At 48.1% G+C, this 22061-nt stretch carries 21 protein-coding genes, 1 tRNA gene, 1 other RNA gene and 1 pseudogene; 8 read left to right on the top strand and 16 right to left on the bottom strand.

The features are described 5' to 3' along the window. Positions 1-19: 19 nt before the first annotated feature. Together mdoH and mdoG are read right to left on the bottom strand one after the other, a co-directional pair. The gene (mdoH, locus tag ACLJRU_RS17760; RefSeq protein WP_023234858.1) at positions 20-2563 is read right to left on the bottom strand and encodes a glucans biosynthesis glucosyltransferase MdoH; all 2544 of its coding nucleotides are present in this window, start codon (positions 2561-2563) and stop codon (positions 20-22) included. Further along, on the bottom strand, positions 2556-4091 hold the full coding sequence (mdoG, locus tag ACLJRU_RS17765; protein ID WP_023236501.1) for a glucans biosynthesis protein MdoG: 1536 nt from the start codon (positions 4089-4091) through the stop codon (positions 2556-2558). Before mdoG ends, mdoH begins: the two co-directional genes overlap by 8 nt. Before the next feature lie 271 nt (positions 4092-4362). On the opposite strand from mdoG, the gene mdoC reads away from it, so the two are divergent. Beyond that, the gene (gene mdoC / locus ACLJRU_RS17770; protein WP_000100071.1) at positions 4363-5517 is read left to right on the top strand and encodes a glucans biosynthesis protein MdoC; all 1155 of its coding nucleotides are present in this window, start codon (positions 4363-4365) and stop codon (positions 5515-5517) included. Between the two features lie 16 nt (positions 5518-5533). Here the strand turns inward: mdoC and ACLJRU_RS17775 are convergent, their stop codons facing one another. The 6 genes and pseudogenes from ACLJRU_RS17775 to csgB form a co-directional block, all read right to left on the bottom strand. Beyond that, positions 5534-7021 carry a phospholipase D family protein gene (locus ACLJRU_RS17775; protein ID WP_023234856.1) on the bottom strand — a complete coding sequence of 496 codons (1488 nt, stop codon included), beginning with the start codon at positions 7019-7021 and terminating at the stop codon, positions 5534-5536. Beyond that, positions 6957-7464 (bottom strand): annotated as a pseudogene (gene ymdB / locus ACLJRU_RS17780) (O-acetyl-ADP-ribose deacetylase). The gene ACLJRU_RS17775 and the pseudogene ymdB overlap by 65 nt, the downstream one beginning before the upstream one ends. An 89-nt stretch (positions 7465-7553) precedes the next feature. Beyond that, on the bottom strand, positions 7554-7874 hold the full coding sequence (locus tag ACLJRU_RS17785; RefSeq protein ID WP_000111257.1) for a type 1 fimbrial protein: 321 nt from the start codon (positions 7872-7874) through the stop codon (positions 7554-7556). 130 nt (positions 7875-8004) lie between these two features. Further along, entirely contained in the window at positions 8005-8331 is a 327-nt protein-coding gene (gene csgC, locus ACLJRU_RS17790; RefSeq protein ID WP_000557258.1) for a curli assembly chaperone CsgC, read from the bottom strand. A gap of 61 nt (positions 8332-8392) precedes the next feature. Beyond that, on the bottom strand, positions 8393-8848 hold the full coding sequence (csgA, locus tag ACLJRU_RS17795; RefSeq protein ID WP_000771416.1) for a curli major subunit CsgA: 456 nt from the start codon (positions 8846-8848) through the stop codon (positions 8393-8395). A 41-nt stretch (positions 8849-8889) separates the two neighbouring features. Next, positions 8890-9345 carry a curli minor subunit CsgB gene (gene csgB, locus ACLJRU_RS17800; RefSeq protein WP_000791655.1) on the bottom strand — a complete coding sequence of 152 codons (456 nt, stop codon included), beginning with the start codon at positions 9343-9345 and terminating at the stop codon, positions 8890-8892. Between the two features lie 754 nt (positions 9346-10099). Between csgB and csgD the strand changes: the two genes are divergently transcribed. The 4 genes from csgD to csgG are packed head-to-tail and all read left to right on the top strand — an operon-like array spanning position 10100 to position 12453. Further along, complete coding sequence (gene csgD, locus ACLJRU_RS17805) at positions 10100-10750, top strand: biofilm master transcriptional regulator CsgD (RefSeq protein WP_000481517.1); 651 nt, start codon at positions 10100-10102, stop codon at positions 10748-10750. A 4-nt stretch (positions 10751-10754) separates the two neighbouring features. After that, positions 10755-11150: a curli production assembly/transport protein CsgE gene (gene csgE / locus ACLJRU_RS17810; protein ID WP_000833307.1), complete on the top strand. Its 396-nt coding sequence runs from the start codon at positions 10755-10757 to the stop codon at positions 11148-11150. Between the two features lie 26 nt (positions 11151-11176). Continuing rightward, positions 11177-11593: a curli production assembly/transport protein CsgF gene (gene csgF, locus ACLJRU_RS17815; protein ID WP_001264073.1), complete on the top strand. Its 417-nt coding sequence runs from the start codon at positions 11177-11179 to the stop codon at positions 11591-11593. A 26-nt stretch (positions 11594-11619) separates the two neighbouring features. After that, positions 11620-12453: a curli production assembly/transport protein CsgG gene (csgG, locus tag ACLJRU_RS17820; RefSeq protein ID WP_001137620.1), complete on the top strand. Its 834-nt coding sequence runs from the start codon at positions 11620-11622 to the stop codon at positions 12451-12453. A 37-nt stretch (positions 12454-12490) separates the two neighbouring features. Here the strand turns inward: csgG and ACLJRU_RS17825 are convergent, their stop codons facing one another. The 4 genes from ACLJRU_RS17825 to ghrA all read right to left on the bottom strand — a co-directional run bounded on the left by ACLJRU_RS17825 (position 12491) and on the right by ghrA (position 15412). Beyond that, positions 12491-12973, bottom strand: a complete 483-nt coding sequence (locus ACLJRU_RS17825) for a DUF1097 domain-containing protein (protein ID WP_187790665.1) — start codon at positions 12971-12973, stop codon at positions 12491-12493. A gap of 100 nt (positions 12974-13073) precedes the next feature. Continuing rightward, entirely contained in the window at positions 13074-13628 is a 555-nt protein-coding gene (locus tag ACLJRU_RS17830; RefSeq protein ID WP_001001883.1) for a molecular chaperone, read from the bottom strand. Positions 13629-13651: 23 nt separating this feature from the next. Then, positions 13652-14389, bottom strand: coding sequence for a phosphatase (locus ACLJRU_RS17835; RefSeq protein ID WP_000283643.1), 738 nt, complete (start codon positions 14387-14389; stop codon positions 13652-13654). Between the two features lie 84 nt (positions 14390-14473). Further along, positions 14474-15412, bottom strand: a complete 939-nt coding sequence (gene ghrA / locus ACLJRU_RS17840; RefSeq protein ID WP_000402556.1) for a glyoxylate/hydroxypyruvate reductase GhrA — start codon at positions 15410-15412, stop codon at positions 14474-14476. 235 nt (positions 15413-15647) lie between these two features. Between ghrA and ACLJRU_RS17845 the strand changes: the two genes are divergently transcribed. Continuing rightward, positions 15648-15735 (top strand) — tRNA-Ser (locus tag ACLJRU_RS17845). Between the two features lie 49 nt (positions 15736-15784). Next, positions 15785-15921, top strand: a non-coding RNA gene (locus ACLJRU_RS17850) — RtT sRNA. Between the two features lie 151 nt (positions 15922-16072). Here the strand turns inward: ACLJRU_RS17850 and ACLJRU_RS17855 are convergent. From ACLJRU_RS17855 to ACLJRU_RS17870, 4 genes are all read right to left on the bottom strand, one after another. Continuing rightward, on the bottom strand, positions 16073-17179 hold the full coding sequence (locus ACLJRU_RS17855; RefSeq protein WP_077916178.1) for a Gfo/Idh/MocA family protein: 1107 nt from the start codon (positions 17177-17179) through the stop codon (positions 16073-16075). A 10-nt stretch (positions 17180-17189) separates the two neighbouring features. After that, positions 17190-18470, bottom strand: a complete 1281-nt coding sequence (locus ACLJRU_RS17860) for an MFS transporter (RefSeq protein WP_000560758.1) — start codon at positions 18468-18470, stop codon at positions 17190-17192. A 282-nt stretch (positions 18471-18752) separates the two neighbouring features. Further along, entirely contained in the window at positions 18753-19445 is a 693-nt protein-coding gene (locus ACLJRU_RS17865; RefSeq protein WP_000700610.1) for an oligogalacturonate-specific porin KdgM family protein, read from the bottom strand. Between the two features lie 45 nt (positions 19446-19490). After that, positions 19491-20651, bottom strand: coding sequence for an N-acetylneuraminate epimerase (locus tag ACLJRU_RS17870; protein ID WP_000525756.1), 1161 nt, complete (start codon positions 20649-20651; stop codon positions 19491-19493). 505 nt (positions 20652-21156) lie between these two features. Between ACLJRU_RS17870 and ACLJRU_RS17875 the strand changes: the two genes are divergently transcribed. Continuing rightward, positions 21157-21837, top strand: a complete 681-nt coding sequence (locus ACLJRU_RS17875) for an N-acetylmannosamine-6-phosphate 2-epimerase (RefSeq protein ID WP_000054241.1) — start codon at positions 21157-21159, stop codon at positions 21835-21837. Positions 21838-22061 lie beyond the last annotated feature (224 nt).

Here is a 22061-nt window from a genome sequence, read left to right on the forward strand (position 1 = left end):
CACTCCAGACCTGAAGACCTTATCCCGCTGACGATGTTCGTCCCTGCAACGCCTGCGGATTCAGGACGAGAGACTGATAATGGTTTACCCAGGAAGAGTATCTCTCTGGCGCATTCCAGACCCGATAGTGTAAACGCGCCATCGTCACCGGATCGCTGAGCAAAACCAGACGCCGATCGCGGTTCAGTTTCTCCGGCGTTTCGTTTAGCGCCTGCTCCACATGACGATCGCGGGCTATTTCCAGCACCTTACTGGCGCGGTGACGCGCAGTGGCCATCGCGGTCGCCAGCGCATTAAGCGACGGGTTAAATACCGCATGCATAAAGCCATCGTCCAGAATACGGCGGCGATTCATCTCCAGATATTTATCGGTATCGACCAACACCTGAGGCGGCGAATACTCTTCCGGGATCAGGAACAGCTTCCAGCGTTTGGTGCGTAATCCTACCGTTGAACGACTGGAGATCACCGAAACAAATGGCGACAGAATCAGCGAAAAGACAATCGGCGCCAGCCAGAACAGAAAGCGTAAATCCAGCCACGCCATACCCACCGCCCAGACCAGCCCCAGCAGCAGTTGAGAGCCGTGATGCATAAAGGCTTCTCCCCACGGCGTAGAATCATCGTCGCGTTGCGGTGAGTTCCAGACCACTTCCCAGCCGAGGAACGCGCTGACCACAAACACGGTATGAAACAGCATACGCACCGGCGCCAGCAACACGGAGAACAGCACTTCCAGCAACAGCGACAGCGTAACGCGCCAGAAACCACCATACTCTTTGGTGCCTTTACACCAGATCAGCATAATACTGAGCAGCTTCGGCAGGAACAGCAGCACCATCGTTGACGCAAACAGCGCGATTGCCAGTTCCGGACGCCACTGCGGCCAGACCGGAAAAAGCTGGCGCGGCTGAAGGAAATATTGCGGCTCTGTTAACGCATGAACGACCTGCAGCGCGGTAGAAAGCGCGAGGAACATAAACCATAACGGCGCGGACAGGTATGACATTACCCCCGTCAGGAACACGGCGCGATGCACCGGGTGCATTCCTTTCACCAGGAACAGACGAAAGTTCATCAGGTTGCCGTGACACCAGCGGCGGTCGCGTTTAAGCTCATCCAGCAGGTTTGGCGGCAGCTCTTCATAGGAGCCGGGGAGATCGTAGGCAATCCAGACGCCCCATCCTGCCCGACGCATTAGCGCCGCCTCCACAAAGTCGTGGGAAAGAATCGATCCGGCGAACGAACCTTCTCCCGGCAGCGGCGCAAGAGCGCAGTGCTCGATAAACGGCTTCACGCGGATAATGGCATTGTGCCCCCAGTAGTGCGACTCCCCCAACTGCCAGAAGTGCAGCCCGGCGGTAAACAGCGGCCCATAGACGCGGGTCGCGAACTGTTGGCAGCGGGCATACAGAGTATCCATCCCCGACGCTTTCGGCGAAGACTGGATAATCCCGGCGTTTGGATTCGCTTCCATCAGGCGCACCAAGCCGCTCAGACACTCGCCGCTCATCACTGAGTCCGCGTCCAGCACCACCATATAGCTGTACTGATTGCCCCAGCGGCGGCAAAAATCGTCAATATTGCCGCTTTTGCGTTTCATACGGCGGCGGCGGCGACGGTAAAAAATTTGGCCTTCGCCCTGCACTTCCGCGATAAGCTCCATCCACGCCTTTTGCTCCGCCACGCAGATATCCGGGTTATAACTGTCGCTAAGGATATAGACGTCAAAATGCGCGGCGTTGCCTGTGGCTTTAACGGACTCCCAGGTCGCGCGCAGACCGGCGAAAACGCGGCTAACGTCTTCATTACAGATAGGCATGATCAGCGCCGTCCGGTGTTCCGGATTGAGGGGCTCATCGCCAACCGTAGACGCGGAGATGCTGTACTTATCGCGCCCGATAAGCAGTTGCAGGAAGCCCATCAGCGCCGTCCAGAATCCGGCTGACACCCAGCAGAACAGCACGGCAAACAAAATCAGGATACCGGTTTGCAGCATGTAGGGCAGGAGCTGCATAAAAGAGACCCAAATATCCTGCCCCACCATATCCATAGGATTGATGAGCGCCCATCCCTGATAAGGCAGAATGGTCTTCATATACCAGGTCGCGACGACGGTTTGCGCCAGAGTCAAAATTAACAAAATATAGCGGCGTATAGTGCCGACGGTACGCCATTTTTGCTCGCTCGCCTGCTCTTCTTTTGTCAGACGAGAAACATAGCGCGGCGTTACATCCCGCCCACGCAGACGATCCCAGAAACGGCCAACCGGGTTGGTTCGCCAGGGATCGGGAAACATCGAAGAGCGCGTCGCTTTTGGCATAGCCTGCAACTGATCGCGCCCTTCATCATCTTTAATTAACTGCCCCTTCGCCAATGAATCCGGCCAGGCGTGTTCAAGGCGGGCTTTTACGGAACCCTGCGGTGAATCGTCTTCTCGCGAGTAAGTCCGATGCTCGGCATCCAGCGCCTGATGCACGGCGCGGATGTCAGTTTTCGGCAATGCCGCTTTCTCACGTTCAGAAAGCAGCAGTGCGTCAATATACTCAGTTGTTTTATTCATTGGCAGGTAACTGGTAGCTCCAGGTTTCACTTAGCGTCTGATCGGCATTCACCAATGCGGCACGCATTTCCGTGGTTTTCTTCGCGTCTTTGACTTTCACGCGCAGCATTAAACGCCAGCCTTTAGTGACTGGGTTATAGCGTACATTACTGTCAACGATTTCACCGTTATCGCCAATGCTGGTTTGCGCAGCGACGGGCGTATCCGGCGGCCGTTTTTTCATGTCGGCGCCAACGAAATCCACCACAAAGGCAATAGTGCCGTCGGGCTGGCGAATCAGATTTGACTGTTTAACGTCGCCCGTTGAGCGGCGTGTTTGCAGCACCCAGGCATTATCCGGCGCATGAAGTTTATCTTCATCGCGGCTGAAGGTCAGAGTGTACTTGAAGTTCATCTCTTTACCCGGTTCCGGCAGTTGATCCGGAGTCCAGTAAGCGACGATGTTATCGTTGGTTTCATCATTGGTCGGAATTTCAACCAGTTCAACCTTACCTTTGCCCCAGTCGCCTTTCGGGGTAATCCAGGCGCTTGGACGCAGGTCGTAGCGATCGTCTAAATCTTCAAAGCGCGAGAACTCGCGACCACGCTGCAACAGGCCGAATCCCTGAGGGTTTTCCATCGCATAGCTGCTCACAGCGAGGTGTTTTGGATTGTTCAGCGGACGCCAAATCCACTCGCCATTACCCGCATGAATGGATAAGCCGTTCGAGTCATGCAGTTCCGGACGATAGTTGGTCGTCGGCGACGGCTGGTTTGGCCCAAACAGGAACATACTGGTTAATGGCGCAACGCCCAGCTTGCCCACTTTATCGCGCAGATAGACTTTTGACTGCACGTCCACCACGGTATCGCGGCCAGGAATGATCACAAAACGGTAAGCGCCGGTCGCGCGCGGAGAATCGAGTAATGCATAGACGGTCAAACGCTTATCGGTGGGTTTTGGACGCTCAATCCAGAACTCGCGAAAGCGGGGAAACTCTTCACCAGATGGTAAGGCGGTATCAATCGCCAGGCCGCGCGCAGATAAGCCATATACCTGGCCTGCGCCGATAACGCGGAAATAGCTGGCGCCAAGCATACTGACGATTTCGTCGTTCTTATCTTTACTGTTAATGGGGTACAGGACTTTGAACCCGGCGAAGCCTAAATCTTTTACCGTGTCTTTATCGTGCTGAACATTGCCAAAATTGAAGTAATCCGGGCTGTATTTGATTCTTTTGACCGTCGTCGCCGTCACTTCGTTAATCTTGACCGGCGTATCGAAGTACATCCCCTGATGGTAAAATTCGAGCTTAAAAGGGGTCTTTAAGTTGTTCCAGTAGGCTTTATCGCTGTTAAACTGGATCTGCTGATAATCCGCATATTTCATGTCGCGGAAAACGGAGGGCAAGTTGCTTTTAGGCGCCTCATAGCCTTTCCCGGCTAAAGATTGAGCTTGTTTTGCCACGTCATCAATGCTGAACGCCCAGCTCGATGATGCGTAGAGCGTTAACATAATAGCTGCGCCCAACCAACGCATTTTCATCATTTGTCGTTTATGTTTCATAATAAGTAAGCACTTCCCCCTTTGTGTGCTTATATCGATCCGATCCATTTTAATGGATAATCAGGCATTACGACAACTGAATCCAGGCTTTGTTCAGCGCGCTGGCTCATGGATTAAGCACCTCCCGCGCCTGTTTTCACTTTGCGTGCTTATCCTGGAGACAGGTTGTCGGAGTTGGTGTAGGGTTGCTACCGAATGTAACTATAATTCGCCTTATGGATAAGGTGAAAAATCTGAGAATACGTGACCTTATATGAGCTCTGTACCCGCGCCGCGTGAATATTTTCTTGACTCTATCCGCGCATGGTTGATGTTGTTAGGGATTCCCTTTCATATCTCGTTGATCTATTCCACTCACAGTTGGCATGTCAATAGCGCCACGCCATCGTGGTGGCTAACCCTGTTTAACGATTTTATCCACGCTTTTCGTATGCAGGTATTTTTTGTTATTTCTGGTTATTTTTCGTACATGTTGTTTTTACGTTATCCGTTAAAACGCTGGTGGAAAGTACGGGTAGAACGTGTGGGTATTCCCATGCTTACCGCAATCCCTTTGCTTACCTTGCCGCAATTTATCCTGTTGCAATATGTCAAAGAGAAAACAGAGAACTGGCCTACACTCTCTGCCTATGAAAAATATAATACGTTAGCGTGGGAACTCATTTCACATCTGTGGTTTTTACTGGTGCTGGTGATATTAACCACAGTTAGCATCGGGATTTTTACCTGGTTCCAAAAAAGGCAGGAAACAAGCAAGCCTCGTCCCGCCGCTATTTCACTGGTCAGGCTTTCGCTTATTTTTTTCCTGCTGGGGATGGCTTACGCCGCTATCAGGCGCATTATTTTCATCGTATATCCAGCAATCCTCAGTGACGGCATGTTCAATTTTATTGTGATGCAAACGCTATTTTATGTGCCGTTTTTTATTCTCGGTGCGTTGGCCTTCATTCACCCCGATCTGAAAGCGCGCTTCACCACGCCCTCACGCGGATGCACTTTAGGCGCTGCCGTTGCTTTTATCGCGTATCTGCTGAATCAACGTTATGGGAGCGGCGACGCCTGGATGTACGAAACCGAATCCGTGATTACGATGGTAATGGGGCTGTGGATGGTGAACGTGGTATTCTCACTGGGGCATCGCTTGTTAAACTTCCAGTCCGCGCGTGTCACCTATTTCGTGAATGCTTCGCTGTTTATCTATCTGGTGCATCATCCCTTAACGCTTTTCTTTGGCGCGTATATTACGCCGCATATCTCCTCCAACCTGATCGGGTTCTTGTGTGGGCTGATATTTGTCATGGGTATTGCGTTAATTCTGTATGAAATTCATTTACGCATCCCGCTCCTGAAATTTCTCTTTTCAGGTAAACCGCCGGTAAAACAAGAAAGCCGCGCCGCGATCGGGTAGTTTTCCGCGCGCGGGTTCACAGCAACCATTCCACAGGTAAAATTGCCGCCAACCGTACCAGAACTCGCTGCCAGAAACGCGTAGCGGGTTCTTTCTTTAACACCTTTTCCTCTTCTTGCTGACGATCGATCCAGTTAATTCGTCCCCAGCGATCCAGCCGCAGTTGCCAGGCCGCATCGCGTTGGCTCTGCGTAAAATGCTTATGAATAAGCGTCGCCAGCGTTTCACTTTCAATGACAAAGCCCATTTCGGTATTTAAAAGCGTTGAACGGGGATCAAAATTAAGCGACCCGATAAACACCTTACTACCATCAATACTGAACGTTTTAGCATGTAAGCTGGAACCTGAGTTCCCGGTGAGTCCGCGATCATGTACGGCGGTTTCATGTTCGCGGGTCGGTTTCAGTTCGTAGAGCTCCACGCCATAGCGCAGTAATTTCTTGCGCCAGCGCGCGTACCCTGCGTGAACGACCGCCACATCGTTGGCCGCCAGAGAGTTAGTTAAGATGGCGATCTTCACGCCTTTCCTGACCAGATTAAGCAACTGCGCCACGCCTGCGCGCGTAGGGACAAAGTAAGCGGAAATAATGTCGATACGCTCCGTCGGCGACCCCATCACGTCAAATAATCGCTGCGGAAGAAGCGAATGGCGCTGCGCCTTCCCCTCGCCTTTAGAAGGGTCATCGCTAAGCAAGCGTGTTTTTGCCCAAATCAGCGGCAACCTTCCGCGATCGAGATCCGCCATAAACTGGCTGGTTTCCAGCTTATGCAGATAACGGCGGGTGATCTCATCGTTATACCAGGATTCGGGAAGTTCGATACGCTGCGTCAGTTCCTGCTCAGAAAGGGATAATACTTGCTGCAATGTCGACACTGAACTACAGCGCCAGTAACGTTCAAAATCATTGGCGACATCATTGACCACCGGGCCAATGGCCATCACGTCCAGATCGGAAAATAGCGGCTCCTCGCCAGCGCCGAAATAGGCATCGCCGATGTTGCGCCCACCGACCAGCGTCACTACGCCGTCAGCAGTGTAACTTTTATTGTGCATCCGCCGATTCAGCCGCGCAAAATCCGTCAAATATCCCAGAGCGCGTAGCGTACGAAAAGAGAAAGGATTAAACAGACGAACTTCGATATTAGGATGGCTATCCAGCAAGCGCAACGTATCATCCAGACCAGGCGTATTGTTATCATCCAGCAGCAGACGAACATGAACGCCGCGCTTCGCCGCCGACAGCAGTACCGAAAAGAGCAGCCGCCCGGACATATCGTCTTCCCAAATATAATACTGCACATCCAGCGTCCGCGCCGCCGTTTCGGTCAGGCGGTAGCGGGCGGCAAAAGCGTCCAGACTGTTATCCAGCGCGAGAATGCCGCACTCTCCGGGATGGCGCGCGCATAGCGGTTCAACGGCACGCTCCAGGCGTGTTTTATCAGGCAGGGTCGTCGCCTTGCTGAGTAAGTAATCTTGCGTAAAGCCGGGCAGTTTCTTCATCATAACAGACAAAGTATACCTGTTCAGGCAGAGCGTAACGGGTAATAAAATCTGAAACCGTCCTGACGGCGACTTCAGCGGCCTAGGCGCGTGGATAGCCATAAACGCCGGTACTGATTGCCGGAAAAGCGATGGAACGAAAGTGATTCGCCTCGGCAAGCAGCAAACAATTCCGGTATGCCTCTTCGAGTAGCTCAGCTTCCTGGTGTTCGCCGCCTCGCCAGACGGGCCCCACTGTGTGAATAACCGCCTTTGCCGAAAGCTTGCCAGCAGGCGTGATAACCGCATGTCCCGTCTGACATTCGCCCTGTTGCTGACGGATGAGTTTACAGGCGTCCAGCAATGCCGGCCCCGCCGCCCATTAATGATGCGTTAGCGGCATTCACAATCGCATCGACGCTAAGTTGAGTGATATCACCCTGTATGACCTGAAGACGTGATGTCATAACCCCCCCCCCCTTTGTCTCACCTTATCTGCAAAGTGTACAGCAGGGCTTTCAACAGAGTCGCTCTTTTTATATCTATGACACCGCCGTTAACGGTACTCAATATTCATCACCGCCAGGCTTTTTTGCGCATCGAGATAATGCAGCCGTACCGTCGCAATGGACTGAATATCCTGCGGTAATCCAGATGCCTGCCGAAGGTCAATCCGGTGCATTTGCTTTTTACCTTCGCGTAGGCAGGTTAAATCAATATTTTCGGCGTGAGTAGAAATATCGCACAGTGGCTCAACAATCGCGCCGCGAAAATGGATAACGCCGCCCTGTACCGTTTGTTGCCCTACCGCAGAATGGATAAAAAAAGCGCAGATACACAGGCCTATGCCAGGGATATTTTTCTTGATTACGGACATGTTAACTCCTCAATGATTAGTCATCCTCGAGGGTTCGGCGTTACCTTATAGCGACATGCCGAGACGATGAGACGCTTTTATCGCCTCTTTATACCCAGGTCAGCCAATCCATTTCCGCCACCATCAAAAACTACTGTGCAGAAGGCGGCCATTGTTGTGATAAATGCAGTGATTGTCCGTCCGAAACAGTAACAATAATTTTAACCGAGTCCTCTGAAGATATATTTACACTAAGACGAGACAACTCAATCGGTTGATTAGCAGGTAAAGATAGCGTTTGTTTTTGCTGTGTATGGCTTTGTCCCCCGACGCCGTCGCGCACAGAGAGAATTTGCACCTGACAGACGCAGGGTTCGTTTAATGTGACCTGAGGGATCACCGTGTAAATATCGCCTTGCTGAGTCGTGGTAAACGTAATCTGATTTGAAAGTACGGCAAGGAGCAATAAAGTATGCATAATTTCCTCCCGAAAAAAAACAGGGCTTATGCCCTGTTTTTTTATTAGCGCAGACGCTAAATTAATACTGGTTAGCCGTGGCGTTGTTGCCAAAACCAACCTGACGCACCATTACGCTGGAATCAGATGCGGTCTGATTAACCAGCGCGGCGTTATTACCGCCGTATTGGCCGACAGTAATATCGGAGTTTTTAGCGTTCCACTGGTCGATGGTGGCATTATTTCTGAAACCATTCTGAGTCAGTTCAATAGTACTATTATCCGCACCCTGGCCTACATCGGCGCCGTTACCATAACCGCTCTGGGTAATGGTCGTTTCAGATTTACGGGCATCGCTTTGCAGAGCAAGCGCAGCGTTAGCGGAACCGTACTGATAAATGCTCAACGTTGAGTCCGGGCCGGAACTATTGCCGCCGCCGTTATGATTACCGCCGCCGCCCCATTGTGGAACGACGCCAGCCAGAGCACTGCCAGAAACTACGATTGCTGCGAATGCTGCCACTTTTAAAAGTTTCATGGTAAAACCCCCATCGGATTGATTTAAAAGTCGTAACGGTATTAGCGTTGGGTGACGCGAATAGCCATATGCGACTGTTTCTGCACTACAACTGCTGTTTTCTGCGTACCGTACTGGGTAATATTGGCCTTATTTCCAGAACCTTTCTGGATAATAGCCGCACTATTACCGTAAGCGCTTTGCGATATACTGGCATCGTTGGCATTGCCCGTTTGCTCAATATACGCAAAGTTATAATTCCCTGCCTGGTCGACTTTCGCCCGATTATTTCCTCCTTCTTGTGAAATAACGGACAATAGTTTTGATCCTTCCTGGCGTACTCTGGCACTATTATCCGTGCCGACTTGACCAATAATGGCCGCCTGATTAAATGAAGACTTGCTTAATTCATTTACCGCAAAATTATATTCTGAACGAGCCAGATCATAATTTGTCGCGGTTGCAATCCCAGGCGCACCCAGTATTGTCAACATCATAAATAACAATTTGTTTTTCATGCTGTCACCCTGGACCTGGTCGTACATAGCGAAAATTATCTATTACCTTGTTAGCGACATGCGTTTTTTGTTAACGCGTCGTTACGATGAAGAGTATGTCCGTGGAAAAATTTTTAATAACTCACCCACGCGTGGTATTTTGTTATTTAAGCTCATACCAAAGTGCTAATAAAACGATAGCCATGTGATTTTTTATAATTGATTTTTGGCCATAGAAGATAGTGTATCGCGAACCCAAAAAATGAAGTGTTGGTGTGTGTTATGCCGCCATGGGGATGTTCTTATGCTTCCTATGGGGGGCAATACGCACAAGACGTGACACACTTCGTTTTTTTTGTCTTTGTGCTGTCCAGGTTAATGCCATCTCTCAAATTTTAAGAAAAAATAAAATCAAAACATGACACACAATAATTAAAATGATTAAAAATCAATGAATTATTATAATTTGTATGATTTTTTAAATCTATGCAATAACAGCGAAATGTACAACTTTACTATCAAATCTAAACTTCAAAAAAACCCAAAAACAACATTTTAATATATATTTTTATATATTGTTACAAGTTTAACACTTGCTTTAAGATTTGTAATGGCTAGATTGAAAACAGTTAAAAGTATTTTCGTAAATATTTTTCTCTTTCTGGATAATGGGCTATTTCAACCCACAGCAGTGCAACATCTGTCAGTACTTCTGGTGCCTTTATTTTATGGGGGCAGCTGTCAGATGTGCGATTAAAAAAAGTGGAGTTTCATCATGTTTAATGAAGTCCATAGTAGTCATGGTCACACACTATTGTTGATCACAAAGCCATCTCTGCAAGCTACGGCATTATTGCAACATTTAAAGCAATCGCTGGCCATAACCGGAAAACTGCATAATATTCAACGTTCTCTGGAAGATATCTCAGCCGGTTGCATTGTTTTAATGGATATGATGGAAGCGGATAAGAAGCTTATCCACTATTGGCAGGATAATTTAAGCCGCAAAAACAATAATATAAAAACATTATTGTTAAATACCCCTGACGATTATCCCTACCGTGAAATTGAAAACTGGCCTCATATTAACGGCGTGTTTTACGCCACTGAAGACCAGGAACACGTGGTCAGCGGATTACAGGGTATTCTGCGTGGCGAATGCTATTTTTCACAAAAATTAGCCAGTTACCTGATTACGCACTCAGGAAATTACCGCTACAACAGCACCGAGTCCGCATTACTCACTCATCGCGAAAAAGAGATCCTCAATAAGTTACGTATTGGTGCCTCTAATAATGAAATCGCGAGGTCGCTATTTATCAGCGAGAATACGGTTAAGACACATCTTTATAATCTTTTCAAAAAGATAGCTGTCAAAAATCGCACCCAGGCAGTTTCATGGGCAAACGATAATCTCAGGCGGTAAGGCCATGAAACGCTATCTGACCTGGATTGTAGCAGCAGAGTTACTGTTCGCTACCGGAAACCTGCATGCCAATGAAGTTGAAGTCGAGGTTCCCGGATTGTTAACCGACCATACCGTCTCTTCGATAGGACATGAATTCTATCGTGCATTCAGCGACAAATGGGAAAGCGAATACACCGGCAATCTGACCATTAATGAAAGACCCAGTGCGCGTTGGGGAAGCTGGATCACCATAACGGTAAATCAGGACGTTATTTTCCAGACCTTTTTATTTCCAATGAAAAGAGACTTCGAGAAAACCGTCGTCTTCGCATTAGCGCAAACAGAGGAAGCATTAAATCGCCGACAAATAGATCAAACGCTATTAAGTACGAGTGACTTAGCGCGTGATGAATTCTAAAACATGATTTTTATCCGGAGGCTGTCATGCGTGTTAAACATGCAGTAGTGCTGCTCATGCTTTTTTCGCCATTAACCTGGGCTGGAAATATGACGTTCCAGTTCCGTAATCCTAACTTTGGTGGAAACCCCAATAACGGTTCCTTTTTATTGAATAGCGCCCAGGCGCAAAATTCATATAAAGACCCCGCTTATGATAACGATTTTGGTATTGAAACCCCCTCAGCGTTGGATAACTTTACGCAGGCTATTCAATCGCAAATTCTGGGCGGCTTGTTGACCAATATTAATACCGGGAAACCAGGACGTATGGTGACCAACGATTTTATTATCGATATCGCTAATCGCGACGGACAGCTCCAGCTCAACGTCACGGACAGAAAAACGGGAAGAACCTCGACCATCGAAGTGTCAGGTTTACAAACTCAGTCAACTGATTTTTAAGCTACAGTCACTAAAGGATATAAATCATGCCGCGCTTACTTATTTTGGTTGCCGTTTTATTGTTGAGCGGATGCTTAACTGCCCCGCCGAAACAAGCTGCGAAACCGACATTAATGCCCCGCGCACAAAGTTACAAAGATTTGACGCACTTACCTGCTCCCACCGGTAAGATCTTTGTTTCGGTATATAACATTCAGGATGAAACGGGCCAATTTAAACCTTACCCGGCAAGTAACTTTTCTACGGCTGTGCCGCAGAGCGCCACCGCTATGTTGGTCACCGCGCTGAAAGATTCGCGCTGGTTTATCCCGCTGGAACGACAAGGCTTACAGAATCTTTTGAATGAACGGAAAATTATTCGCGCAGCCCAGGAAAACGGCACCGTGGCGATGAATAACCGTATCCCGCTTCAGTCGCTGACGGCGGCAAATATTATGGTGGAAGGTTCTATTATTGGTTATGAAAGTAACGTCAAATCCGGCGGGGTCGGCGCAAGATATTTCGGTATTGGCGCCGATACGCAGTATCAGCTGGATCAGATTGCTGTCAACCTGCGCGTGGTTAACGTCAGTACGGGCGAGATCCTTTCTTCGGTGAACACCAGTAAAACGATCCTTTCCTATGAAGTACAGGCAGGCGTGTTCCGTTTTATTGATTACCAGCGCTTACTGGAAGGCGAAATCGGCTATACCTCGAACGAACCGGTGATGCTGTGTCTGATGTCAGCCATTGAAACCGGCGTTATCTTCCTCATTAATGATGGTATCGATCGCGGACTGTGGGATTTGCAGAATAAAGCGGACAGGCAAAATGATATTCTGGTGAAATACCGTGAGCTGTCAGTACCGCCAGAATCCTGATGAATACGACAAAGCGTGGGGAAGAACCCCACGCTTTTTATTTTGTGACCGCCGTATTCGCTGAATGTTGCTCGCGGCGTGATGCCAGCCATAGCCCACTACTTTTCATGGCATAGCCAAAGATTAGCCCCAGCGCCAGCGACGGTAATACCAACCGCCAGTCACCCTGCCCTACAAATGTCGCACAGGCGCCGATAAATGTTCCCGGGACAAAAGAAAGCAATAGCTGCTTTGCCTGGATACACATCAGGAATGCCACGATCCCCGTCAACACGTAACTGACAATTTCCAGATGCGGCGCCAGCGCGCTACCGTGAATAATGACCAGCGCCCACACCATACCGCTTAACAGCGTACAGGCGGAAATCAACAATCCCTTAAAGCCGCCCTGCGGACAGGCGAAATAAGCCGTACAACCTAAAAAACCGGCCCAGCTTAGTAACCCCAGGGAGACGGCCACCCATCCCCATATTCCAGAAAGGATGCCCGTCGTGATAGCAATAGAAAGAAGTATGTTCATGGCGCGCATCATAGCAGAAAAGCGGCACATTAATGAGATCGCGCACACATTTTATGCAATGATGTAAAACCAGTTGCAGTTAATGGTGATTTACATCACATCATTCTTCATCTTCTTCCTGAAGTTCATCCCACATGGCCCCTATCGCATCACGCGTTAGCGGCGCCAGAGTGCGCCAGAATGGCGTAACGGCATGGGCTTCAACTTTACCGAGGAAGGTATTGCACCAGGGAAGCAGATAATCGGCAAATAAGGTCTCCAGCGCTTCACTTTCATCTTCGGCAGACTGATCTTCCAGCCAGGAGGCCGCGAGCAATAAAGTGCCAATGTGATCGGCAGGCGTATCGGCCAGCGGCATCCCTCGCGACGTTAAAAAAGCGCGCACCTCAGACTCTTCCGCGCCTTCGACCCACGCACTGCGGTATGGCGCTACCGCGCACTCTTCCCCAACAAATAACGCATTGTAATCAGTGGAAATCTGCGTGATATCGCAGCTTTTCTGTAAACGCGCCAGCATGTCATCCTGCTCCAGCGGCCAGTTTGCCGCCAGTTTACCTTCACGGATTAACGTAAACAGCGGAACCAGTAAAGGATCTTGCGGTTGGCGGTAAAACAACGATCCCAGCACACGGCACAGGATTGAAAACTCATTCATTGATATCTTCCCGTAAATAACGATTAAAGTTCGGCAAATTCCGGTACAGGCGCCATACCGCGTGATTCGAGAAAGGCCAGTAAGCGCTGCGGAGAGACGTTCAGGATTCGATCTTCCGGAAAATTCACCGCATCCAGAATTTTCCGGCATTCGGTGAAATCGCCAAGCGTAAAGGCCGTATGGGAATCAGAGCCTAACGCTACCCAGCCTCCCGCATCGCGTACGGCGGCAGCGACCGCGCGGCAATTATCTTCGCTTCCTTTACGCGAATGCAGAAAAGAAGAGTTGTTGATTTCCAGCGCTACATGGTGTTTCGCCGCCGCCTGCGCGATGGCTTTAACCTCCACTGGATACTTTGGATTTCCGGGGTGACTAATTATATGCACCTTGCCGCTGGCGATGGTCGCGATCATCGCCTGAGTATTGGTTTCTTTATCATGCGGCGCAAAAACGGGCTCATGAAAGCCTGCGATAATCAGATCCAGCGAGTCGAACATCTTTCCGGAACAATCAATTTCACCGTTAATATTCTTGATATTCGCCTCAATGCCACGCAGTATCCCCACGCCGTCAACCAGACGCGGCCAGATGCGCATGTTAATAAAATGCCAGTGATGCGGCGCATCTTCCATGTCCGGACCATGATCGGTAATCGCAAAAAGTTTAATGCCTTTGCGTTTGGCTTCCGCGATATAATCGCTCAGAGTACTGTAGGCATGAGTGCTGGCGACGGTATGCATATGCAGGTCAACGGGATACATTGCTCTCTCCTGTAGTCATTTCCGACAAGGATAGCAGGTATCGCCAGCGTTTTTTAGCGAAACCCGGCCCGCGCCGGGTTGATATCAATATCCTCTCGCCCGATCCACCTGCCCCGTCACCGGCTCTCCCTTCTCCAGCTGGGTAATGGTGCGGCTAATATAATCGATGGCTTCCGCCGGACGGGTGACTGCCGCAATGTGCGGCGTCATGGCGACTCGCGGATGGCGCCATAATGGACTTTCCTGCGGTAACGGTTCCTGGCTAAAGACATCCAACATCGCGCCTTTTAGCTTACCGCTATCAAGTGCAGCCAGCAGATCCGCCTCCTGAACATGCACGCCGCGCGCGAGGTTCAGCACGTAAGCGCCATCCGGCAATTGATCCAACAATTCGCTATTAATAATTCCTACCGTTTGGGCCGTATTCGGCAGCAGATTAATCAGCACCCGCGTCTGGTTCAGGAAAGCGCGCAGCTCTTCACGCCCTACATAACTTTCCACGCCAGGCCAAGATTTGCGGCTACGACTCCAGCAACGTAACGGGAACCCCCACGCCTGTAGACTTTCTGCCACTTTTGCGCCCAGTACCCCTGCGCCCATGATACCGACGCTAAATTCTTCGCGGGTATATTCCGGCAACGGTTTCCATAGCGCCTGATTTTTCAGCGCCTGATAATCATCGAAACGGCGGAACCAGTGTAATACCTGGCTGACGGCATACTCCTGCATTTGCAGGCCCATTCCGGTATCTTCCAGACGGAATAGAGGAATGGAGGCGTCCAGCATTTCCGGATGCGCATTTAATTTACTCAGAATTGCATCCACCCCCGCGCCCAGCACAAAGACGGCTTTTAAGCGTCTTCCGGCCAGCATTTCAACCGGGGGCTGCCATACAAGCGCATAGTCTGCGGGGTTGTTATCACCGACCTTCCATTCACGAACGCGCGCATGTGGGAGAGCCTTCTCCAGCGCATTTACCCACCAGGCGGCGTTAAATGTCGGGTGATAAAAAATTATCTCCATGTTATCTCCTGAGCAGTATTGTGCGGAATGTGATTGCGCCTGTTATCAGCGTTTTCAACGGGATGTGCAGCATAGCAAATTTCCCGGCGCGGGCAAAAAAAGCAGTTTTCGCTTATTAAAACCACAGATTGGTGGAAGTTTGTATAAACGCGCTTTTTTTTAAAAAAGTTGATTGACGTAGAAAAGATATTTCCCTACATTAGCGCCCGTTCCAGTAATGCTGGAGCGACAATTTGGTGAGGTGTCCGAGTGGCTGAAGGAGCACGCCTGGAAAGTGTGTATACGGCAACGTATCGGGGGTTCGAATCCCCCCCTCACCGCCATATTTAAGTTGAGAGCCTGTACAGAAGTACGGGCTTTTTGCTTATATGGTATCCCCCAAACCAAGGGGGGATGAGAACCACCGACCGGGGTTCGACAACTGGCGCAGCCAGTTGGACAGACCGGGCGCGCAGCGAACGGGCTGCCCGAAGGGCGAGCACAGCGAGTCAATCCCCCCCTCACCGCCATATTTAAGAAAGAGCTCGTACGAATGTACGGGCTTTTTTTCGCATTAAGCCCCCGTCCATTGCCGGATGGCGGCACAGTTCACGGGCGCCTTATCCGGTCTACATAAGCGCAGCGCCACCGGCCAATAACACCACCATCCGGCTTTCAATTTTAGCCAAGAATTTCAGTGAGTTTAACTTTGCGCCCCTCGTTTGAGGAAAGCGTCGCAGCATCAGCGGTAGCAATAGCATTTGTCGCCGCTTCTCCCGTTAGCAATTTAGCAAACTCCTCGCCTGGCTCCAGACCGTTTATCACATCATGCAAGTACTGCATCTCCAGTTTCATAATTGATGAGAGCCACATCGGCGTACGTTTACCGGGTTTACCATAAGCGATTGCGCCATCCATCTCGCTGGATATGTTACCGTTGCGACGATCATCATCCTCCGCCTGGCTTTCATGCACAAGAAAGTGTGTTTTTTTGCCCGCTTTTATTAGATAACCCGCCGTGTTTTGCATATCAATGAGAATTGCACCTGTCGTGCCCTCAATTAATACATAGTGCTCAGGGTAATGGAACGATGATCCCCACTGAAGTGTCGCGAAACGACCGCTTTCAAACTCAAGGGTGATCAGGACAACATCATCTTCATCACCAAATTTTTCACCTTTGTGCGCAACATTCCCCGCCGCCATTGAAACCAGGGATGGGGTTTCATCCATGATGAACAGTGTACAATCTAGCTCGTGAATGTGATGGTACAGATGCCCACCTGACTTTGCGCGAATCTTCTTCCATGAGATCTCATCCTGCACGTCTTCAAAACCATTACGTTTAGTGTGAACTTGTGTAACTTCACCGATTTCACCGGCTTTGATGAGCGCTTTAGCGTGGCGAACCCCGTGAAAAAAGTTCATAACGTGACCCGCCATAAAGGTAACACCAGCTTCTTTGCAGGCATCAACCATATCCTTACAATCCTGGTAATTTAAGGCGATAGGTTTTTCACAAAACACGTGTTTACCCGCTTTAGCCGCCGCAATGACCGGCGCTTTATGTAAGTAATTTGATGAAGCAATAATTACGCAATCCACATCAGGATGGGTACAAAGCGCCTCCATCGTTGCAGTGGCGACACAGTTCAGCTCTTTCGCTATCGGAGCCGCATTTACCGGATCGTAAATCGCAGTGATTTTCGCCCCTTCAACCTTAGACATAAATCGCACCAGTTCAGCGCCAAAATAACCTGTACCTACAACACCGTATTTCGTCATCATTTATCCTCTATTAAAATTCTTTTGTTGATTGAAAACTTTCACGACGTGCTTTTAGTCTATCCGGAATGGATAGGCCAATAATGAGTAGAATTGTTGCGGTCCAGAAAGCAACAATGAACGTTAGCGCAGCGCCTAGCCCCATTGTTATTCCAAGCCAGGTCGCCGCCATTGAATTGAATGTGCCTGATGTCGCAGCAAGATTATAAATCAGCCCGGTACCCAAACCACGAACCTCAAGAGGAAAGTAGTCGTAGAGAAATTTGGGAACCAACCCGCCAACACCTACGTTAGTCGCCATTAAACCGAATAAACATGCGCCCAGCAGTAAATAATTATCTTGCGGAATTCTGAATAACGGGAAAATGAATAAAAAGGACATGAGAAGACCAATGCTGAACGTTTTCTTCAAACCAATTCTATCTGCGCACAGACCCCAAACGATATTTCCCAATACAGTGCCGAATGCCGCCGCCGTCATTAAATTAGAGACCACACCCGTATCAAAGCCCTCTCCCGCCAAATATGTAGGCAGTAGACCAAAGATCGGCCAGTTTGCGCCGAAAATAGAGAACAGAACAATAAATACACATAATGTCAGTGGAAATTGAGCTCGATTAAATAGCCCTTTCATTGACAAAGAGAAAACTGACCAGGCACTTTGTGAATGCTTTCCGGGACCACTGAGTTTAGCTTCTTCCCACTCTTTAGATTCAGGAGCCCTGGCCCGGATGTAGATTACTAAAAGAACGGGTAGCAAACCGACAAAAAAAGCAGCACGCCAACCATACGCTTCGGCAAATGACGGCATAAAATAGGCTGCTATGATGTTACCAATACCGAAACCTGAAACCAGAAATGCGCTCGCTTTAGATTTTAAATGCTTTGGCCAACTTTCCACGGCATAAGTAGAAGCGCAAGCATACTCCCCCGCCATCCCCATACCGACAATGAAGCGACTAAGCGTCAGCATAATTACACCGGAAGCCAGGCCACTTAACCCTGTACCTACAGAATAGGCAACTATCGACCACATCATCAACGGCTTACGGCCAAATTTGTCTGCCAGCAGACCAAATAGCGCCCCGCCAAATGGTCGCCCAATAAAGGCCGCTGTGGCAAGGAATGCGCCCTCCATATCTGTCAATCCTAAGTCAGCCTTGATCAGATACATAATGTAGAAAATCAGCATAAAGTCGAAGCCGTCAAAAACGTAACCCAGCCATGCTGAAAATAAAGCATTTTTTTGTGGACGAGTTATCTCGCTATACCACGGGAAGAATTTTGCTATCACAATAAAACCCTTATTTGCTGTTACCGTCTGAAATGCTTACGGAATTAATTTTTAAGTCATATCAATTGCCGAATAAGACACAATCAACCGGCACTTTCCGACAACCGCCTGAGATCGTAGCTATGTAAGACGTATATTCATTGTTTATCATCCTTATTCGTAGCTACGTTAAGGACGTGAATACTCAAGACAAAGTCTAACGTTCTGTAACGTAGCCACGGGCTATAAGATTATCGATATGAATACTAAGCAAAGATTAGTACAGTAACTCTTTAACCTTTCTCAAAAGTGGTATTGTAATCCAACGCGATAACGGGTCTGTCTCTCATCGGTATTATTTCTCACCGCTACATTTCCGACCTCAACGTATGGTGTAAATGACTTATTCAGTTTCCAGGCTAAAGCCACATTATGTTCATAGTTTGTTTTTTTGTTATCAAATTTAATTTGATCGCTATCCATCCAGGTAAAGTTATATTCTAATTTCAACTCATCAAAAACATAACCTATATAAGTATCAAATCTATTCGTTTTCTCATCATCACTATAGTTAGCTGTCTTCCTTGCATAGTCATAACGGTAACGACCAGCCATATAAACACCAGAATCAAAATTATATTGCCCCCTTAAATAAGGCTTATAAATTGAAGTGTCTGGACCGCTTTCAAATATAAATCCAGGCTGCAAAACAAAATTGTCCGTAACTTTATAATTATAACTTACGCCCAGTTCTATAGCGTTTGCGACGAGATCGCTTAAATGCTTATCCTGCTCACCATCTACTCCTCCCGATTTAACGCTGGCATCGACATAAAAACCAATGCCGTTAGGAAGCTTTTCAATTATAGCAATACGATCTTTATTAATTCTGGTTCTATCAGCATATTCATGCCGATAATCAAGGGTTGCCGCTTGTAGATATGATGAAAATGCTATAAACGAAACCATACCCAGAAGATATTTGTTGATTTTCATAAAATACTCCGCTCATAAATTAACTTTATTTTTGTATTTAAAAAATTATTTTATTAATAAATTACCATCACGCATGGTAAAGGAGGTTACAGACGAAACAGGTTTCCCTTTAGCATTTTCACCACCAATAAGGAAAACTTCATCACCATAACTTACTGATACACCATAGCCGAGAGGTTGTTTCATTTTACCCATATATTGCCAATGGCCATTAACCAAACCATAGACTTCATCTCGCCATTTTTTATTTATTCCTTCGTGGGAGTAAAACTTTCCATTGGTATAATTTTGTTTTGCTCCCGGAAAATTCGCGCCACCACCGACAAGCAGGACACCGTGACTATAGCCCGAAAATGCTCCGGCCAACCCTTCTTGCTGTTGTTCTCCAGGCGATGGCGGTAACTGGCTGTTCTTCAACCATGTTAGCTTGTCGTTATCCCACATGGCGCGGTAAATCACATCGGTACGTAAACCCGGTTTGAGCTCACCATTAATCAGCATCAGGAAATTATTTTCCATTACCGATGACGATCCTGCCGTCCCCGCGTCTGGCAGCTCACCGGCATTCTTCCATGTGTTCTCTTTAGCATTGTAGATAAATACGATTTTATTAAAAAAATAATCTTTGGCAGGTTTATTAAAATAATTATAGATGACTTTATTTTTTTCACTTTCATCCGCAGCCGCAGCCGCTATATCAATAAAATACTTATCAAAGATATGCTCATTAACCCCTCCGGTAATAAGTACCATCGTTTCGTTTAATTTTACTCCCGTATGCCCTGTTAATCCAACTGGAGATATAGTGTCAACTTTTTGCCATGTATTTTTCACCGGTGAGTATTTGTACACATCGCTATAAACCTGCAACGGTGATTCACTGTTTTTTTTCCCTACGCCACCAAAAACATAAAGCTCATCATTTAAAAATACCGACACGGATTGCTCACGAGCTCCACCAGGAAACGACTTTATACGCTCCCAGTCTTTATGTTGCTTTTTAAGATCAATTTTATACCAGGATGTCCCTGCGGTACCTAAGCCGACATAAATCACGCCATTATTATCAATAGCGCCAGTACCATTTTTCAGTGGTTCTGGTATATCAGGAAGCGTCGTTGCATATCCTGATGTGGTGATAGCAACTGATAAACATAGCGCCATTAGCGTCATCATTTTCTTAAAATTTTTCATCTGCATCCCCATGCGAAGAAATACAACTGGAGTAAAGCTTCATCATTAGTGGTCTTATAGTGCACAATTTCAACAATGATAATGACAAAATGTGACCAAGCGCTAAAAATAATTACATGGGGTTATCATGTGCGAGGTAAAAGCACACCATGGTGATGTTAGAAGTGATTATGGGTGACCTGTTATGGTCAAACTCATTAGTGATAGCATTCGAATAAATACAACAAGAATTATGTGATGCATTTCATACTGGCTATCCCGTGGCGTATAAGCTCCTTCTGAGCATTTTATCTTTATGCCGGAAGCAGTTAATAAAATACAGCATGCTGCCGTCAGAGTGAATTGTATTTGTCTTGTAGCTTCAGGTTATAGCCTCAAATCCGCTGGCGCAGTAATTGAATAACAAACATACCTTATGACTGTGTTCACATTTTTCTATCTTTTTGCTTGATGCAGCAACACTCCACAACATAACATAAAACGGAGCAAAACTTCAAAATATATAAGGCGGAACTGGATGTCACTATTAGCCAGGCTGGAACAAAGTGTACACGAAAACGGTGGGCTGATTGTCTCATGCCAACCGGTACCAGGCAGCCCTATGGATAAACCTGAAATTGTGGCTGCAATGGCACAGGCAGCGGCTTCGGCGGGTGCGGTCGCTGTGCGCATTGAAGGCATTGAGAATCTGCGGGCTGTTCGTCCCCATCTTTCTGTTCCTATTATTGGGATAATTAAACGTGACCTTACAGGGTCGCCAGTCCGTATCACTCCCTATTTACAGGATGTTGACGCCCTGGCGCAGGCAGGTGCCGATATTATCGCTTTTGATGCCTCATTCCGCTCTCGCCCGGTTGATATTGATAGTTTACTGACACGTATTCGCCTGCATGGATTACTGGCGATGGCAGACTGTTCAACCGTGAATGAAGGCATAAGTTGCCATCAGAAAGGAATCGAATTCATTGGTACAACACTGTCTGGCTATACCGGCCCCATCACGCCGGTTGAGCCAGATTTGGCAATGGTGACACAACTGAGCCATGCAGGTTGTCGTGTTATTGCCGAGGGGCGCTATAACACGCCTGCACTGGCGGCCAATGCTATTGAGCATGGTGCCTGGGCAGTTACCGTTGGTTCCGCTATCACCCGTATCGAGCATATCTGTCAGTGGTTCAGTCACGCAGTAAAACGCTGAACAGGAAAAGAAAATGAACACGCTTACTATTGATATTTATGTCTCAGAGAATAATCCGACGTTAATAATGCTATCGGCAAATACGATCCCCAGGCCTGAAGCCTGTTTGAACGCAATATCGGATATCTGCTATTTCAGGTATCCGGCAGGACATACGTCTGGGCATCACCATTGGTGGAGCATAAATGCTCTGCCTTTTACATCTCATGATTACCGTCATTGAG

Source organism: Salmonella sp. SAL00653 (assembly GCF_046552515.1).
GTDB lineage: Bacteria > Pseudomonadota > Gammaproteobacteria > Enterobacterales > Enterobacteriaceae > Salmonella > Salmonella enterica.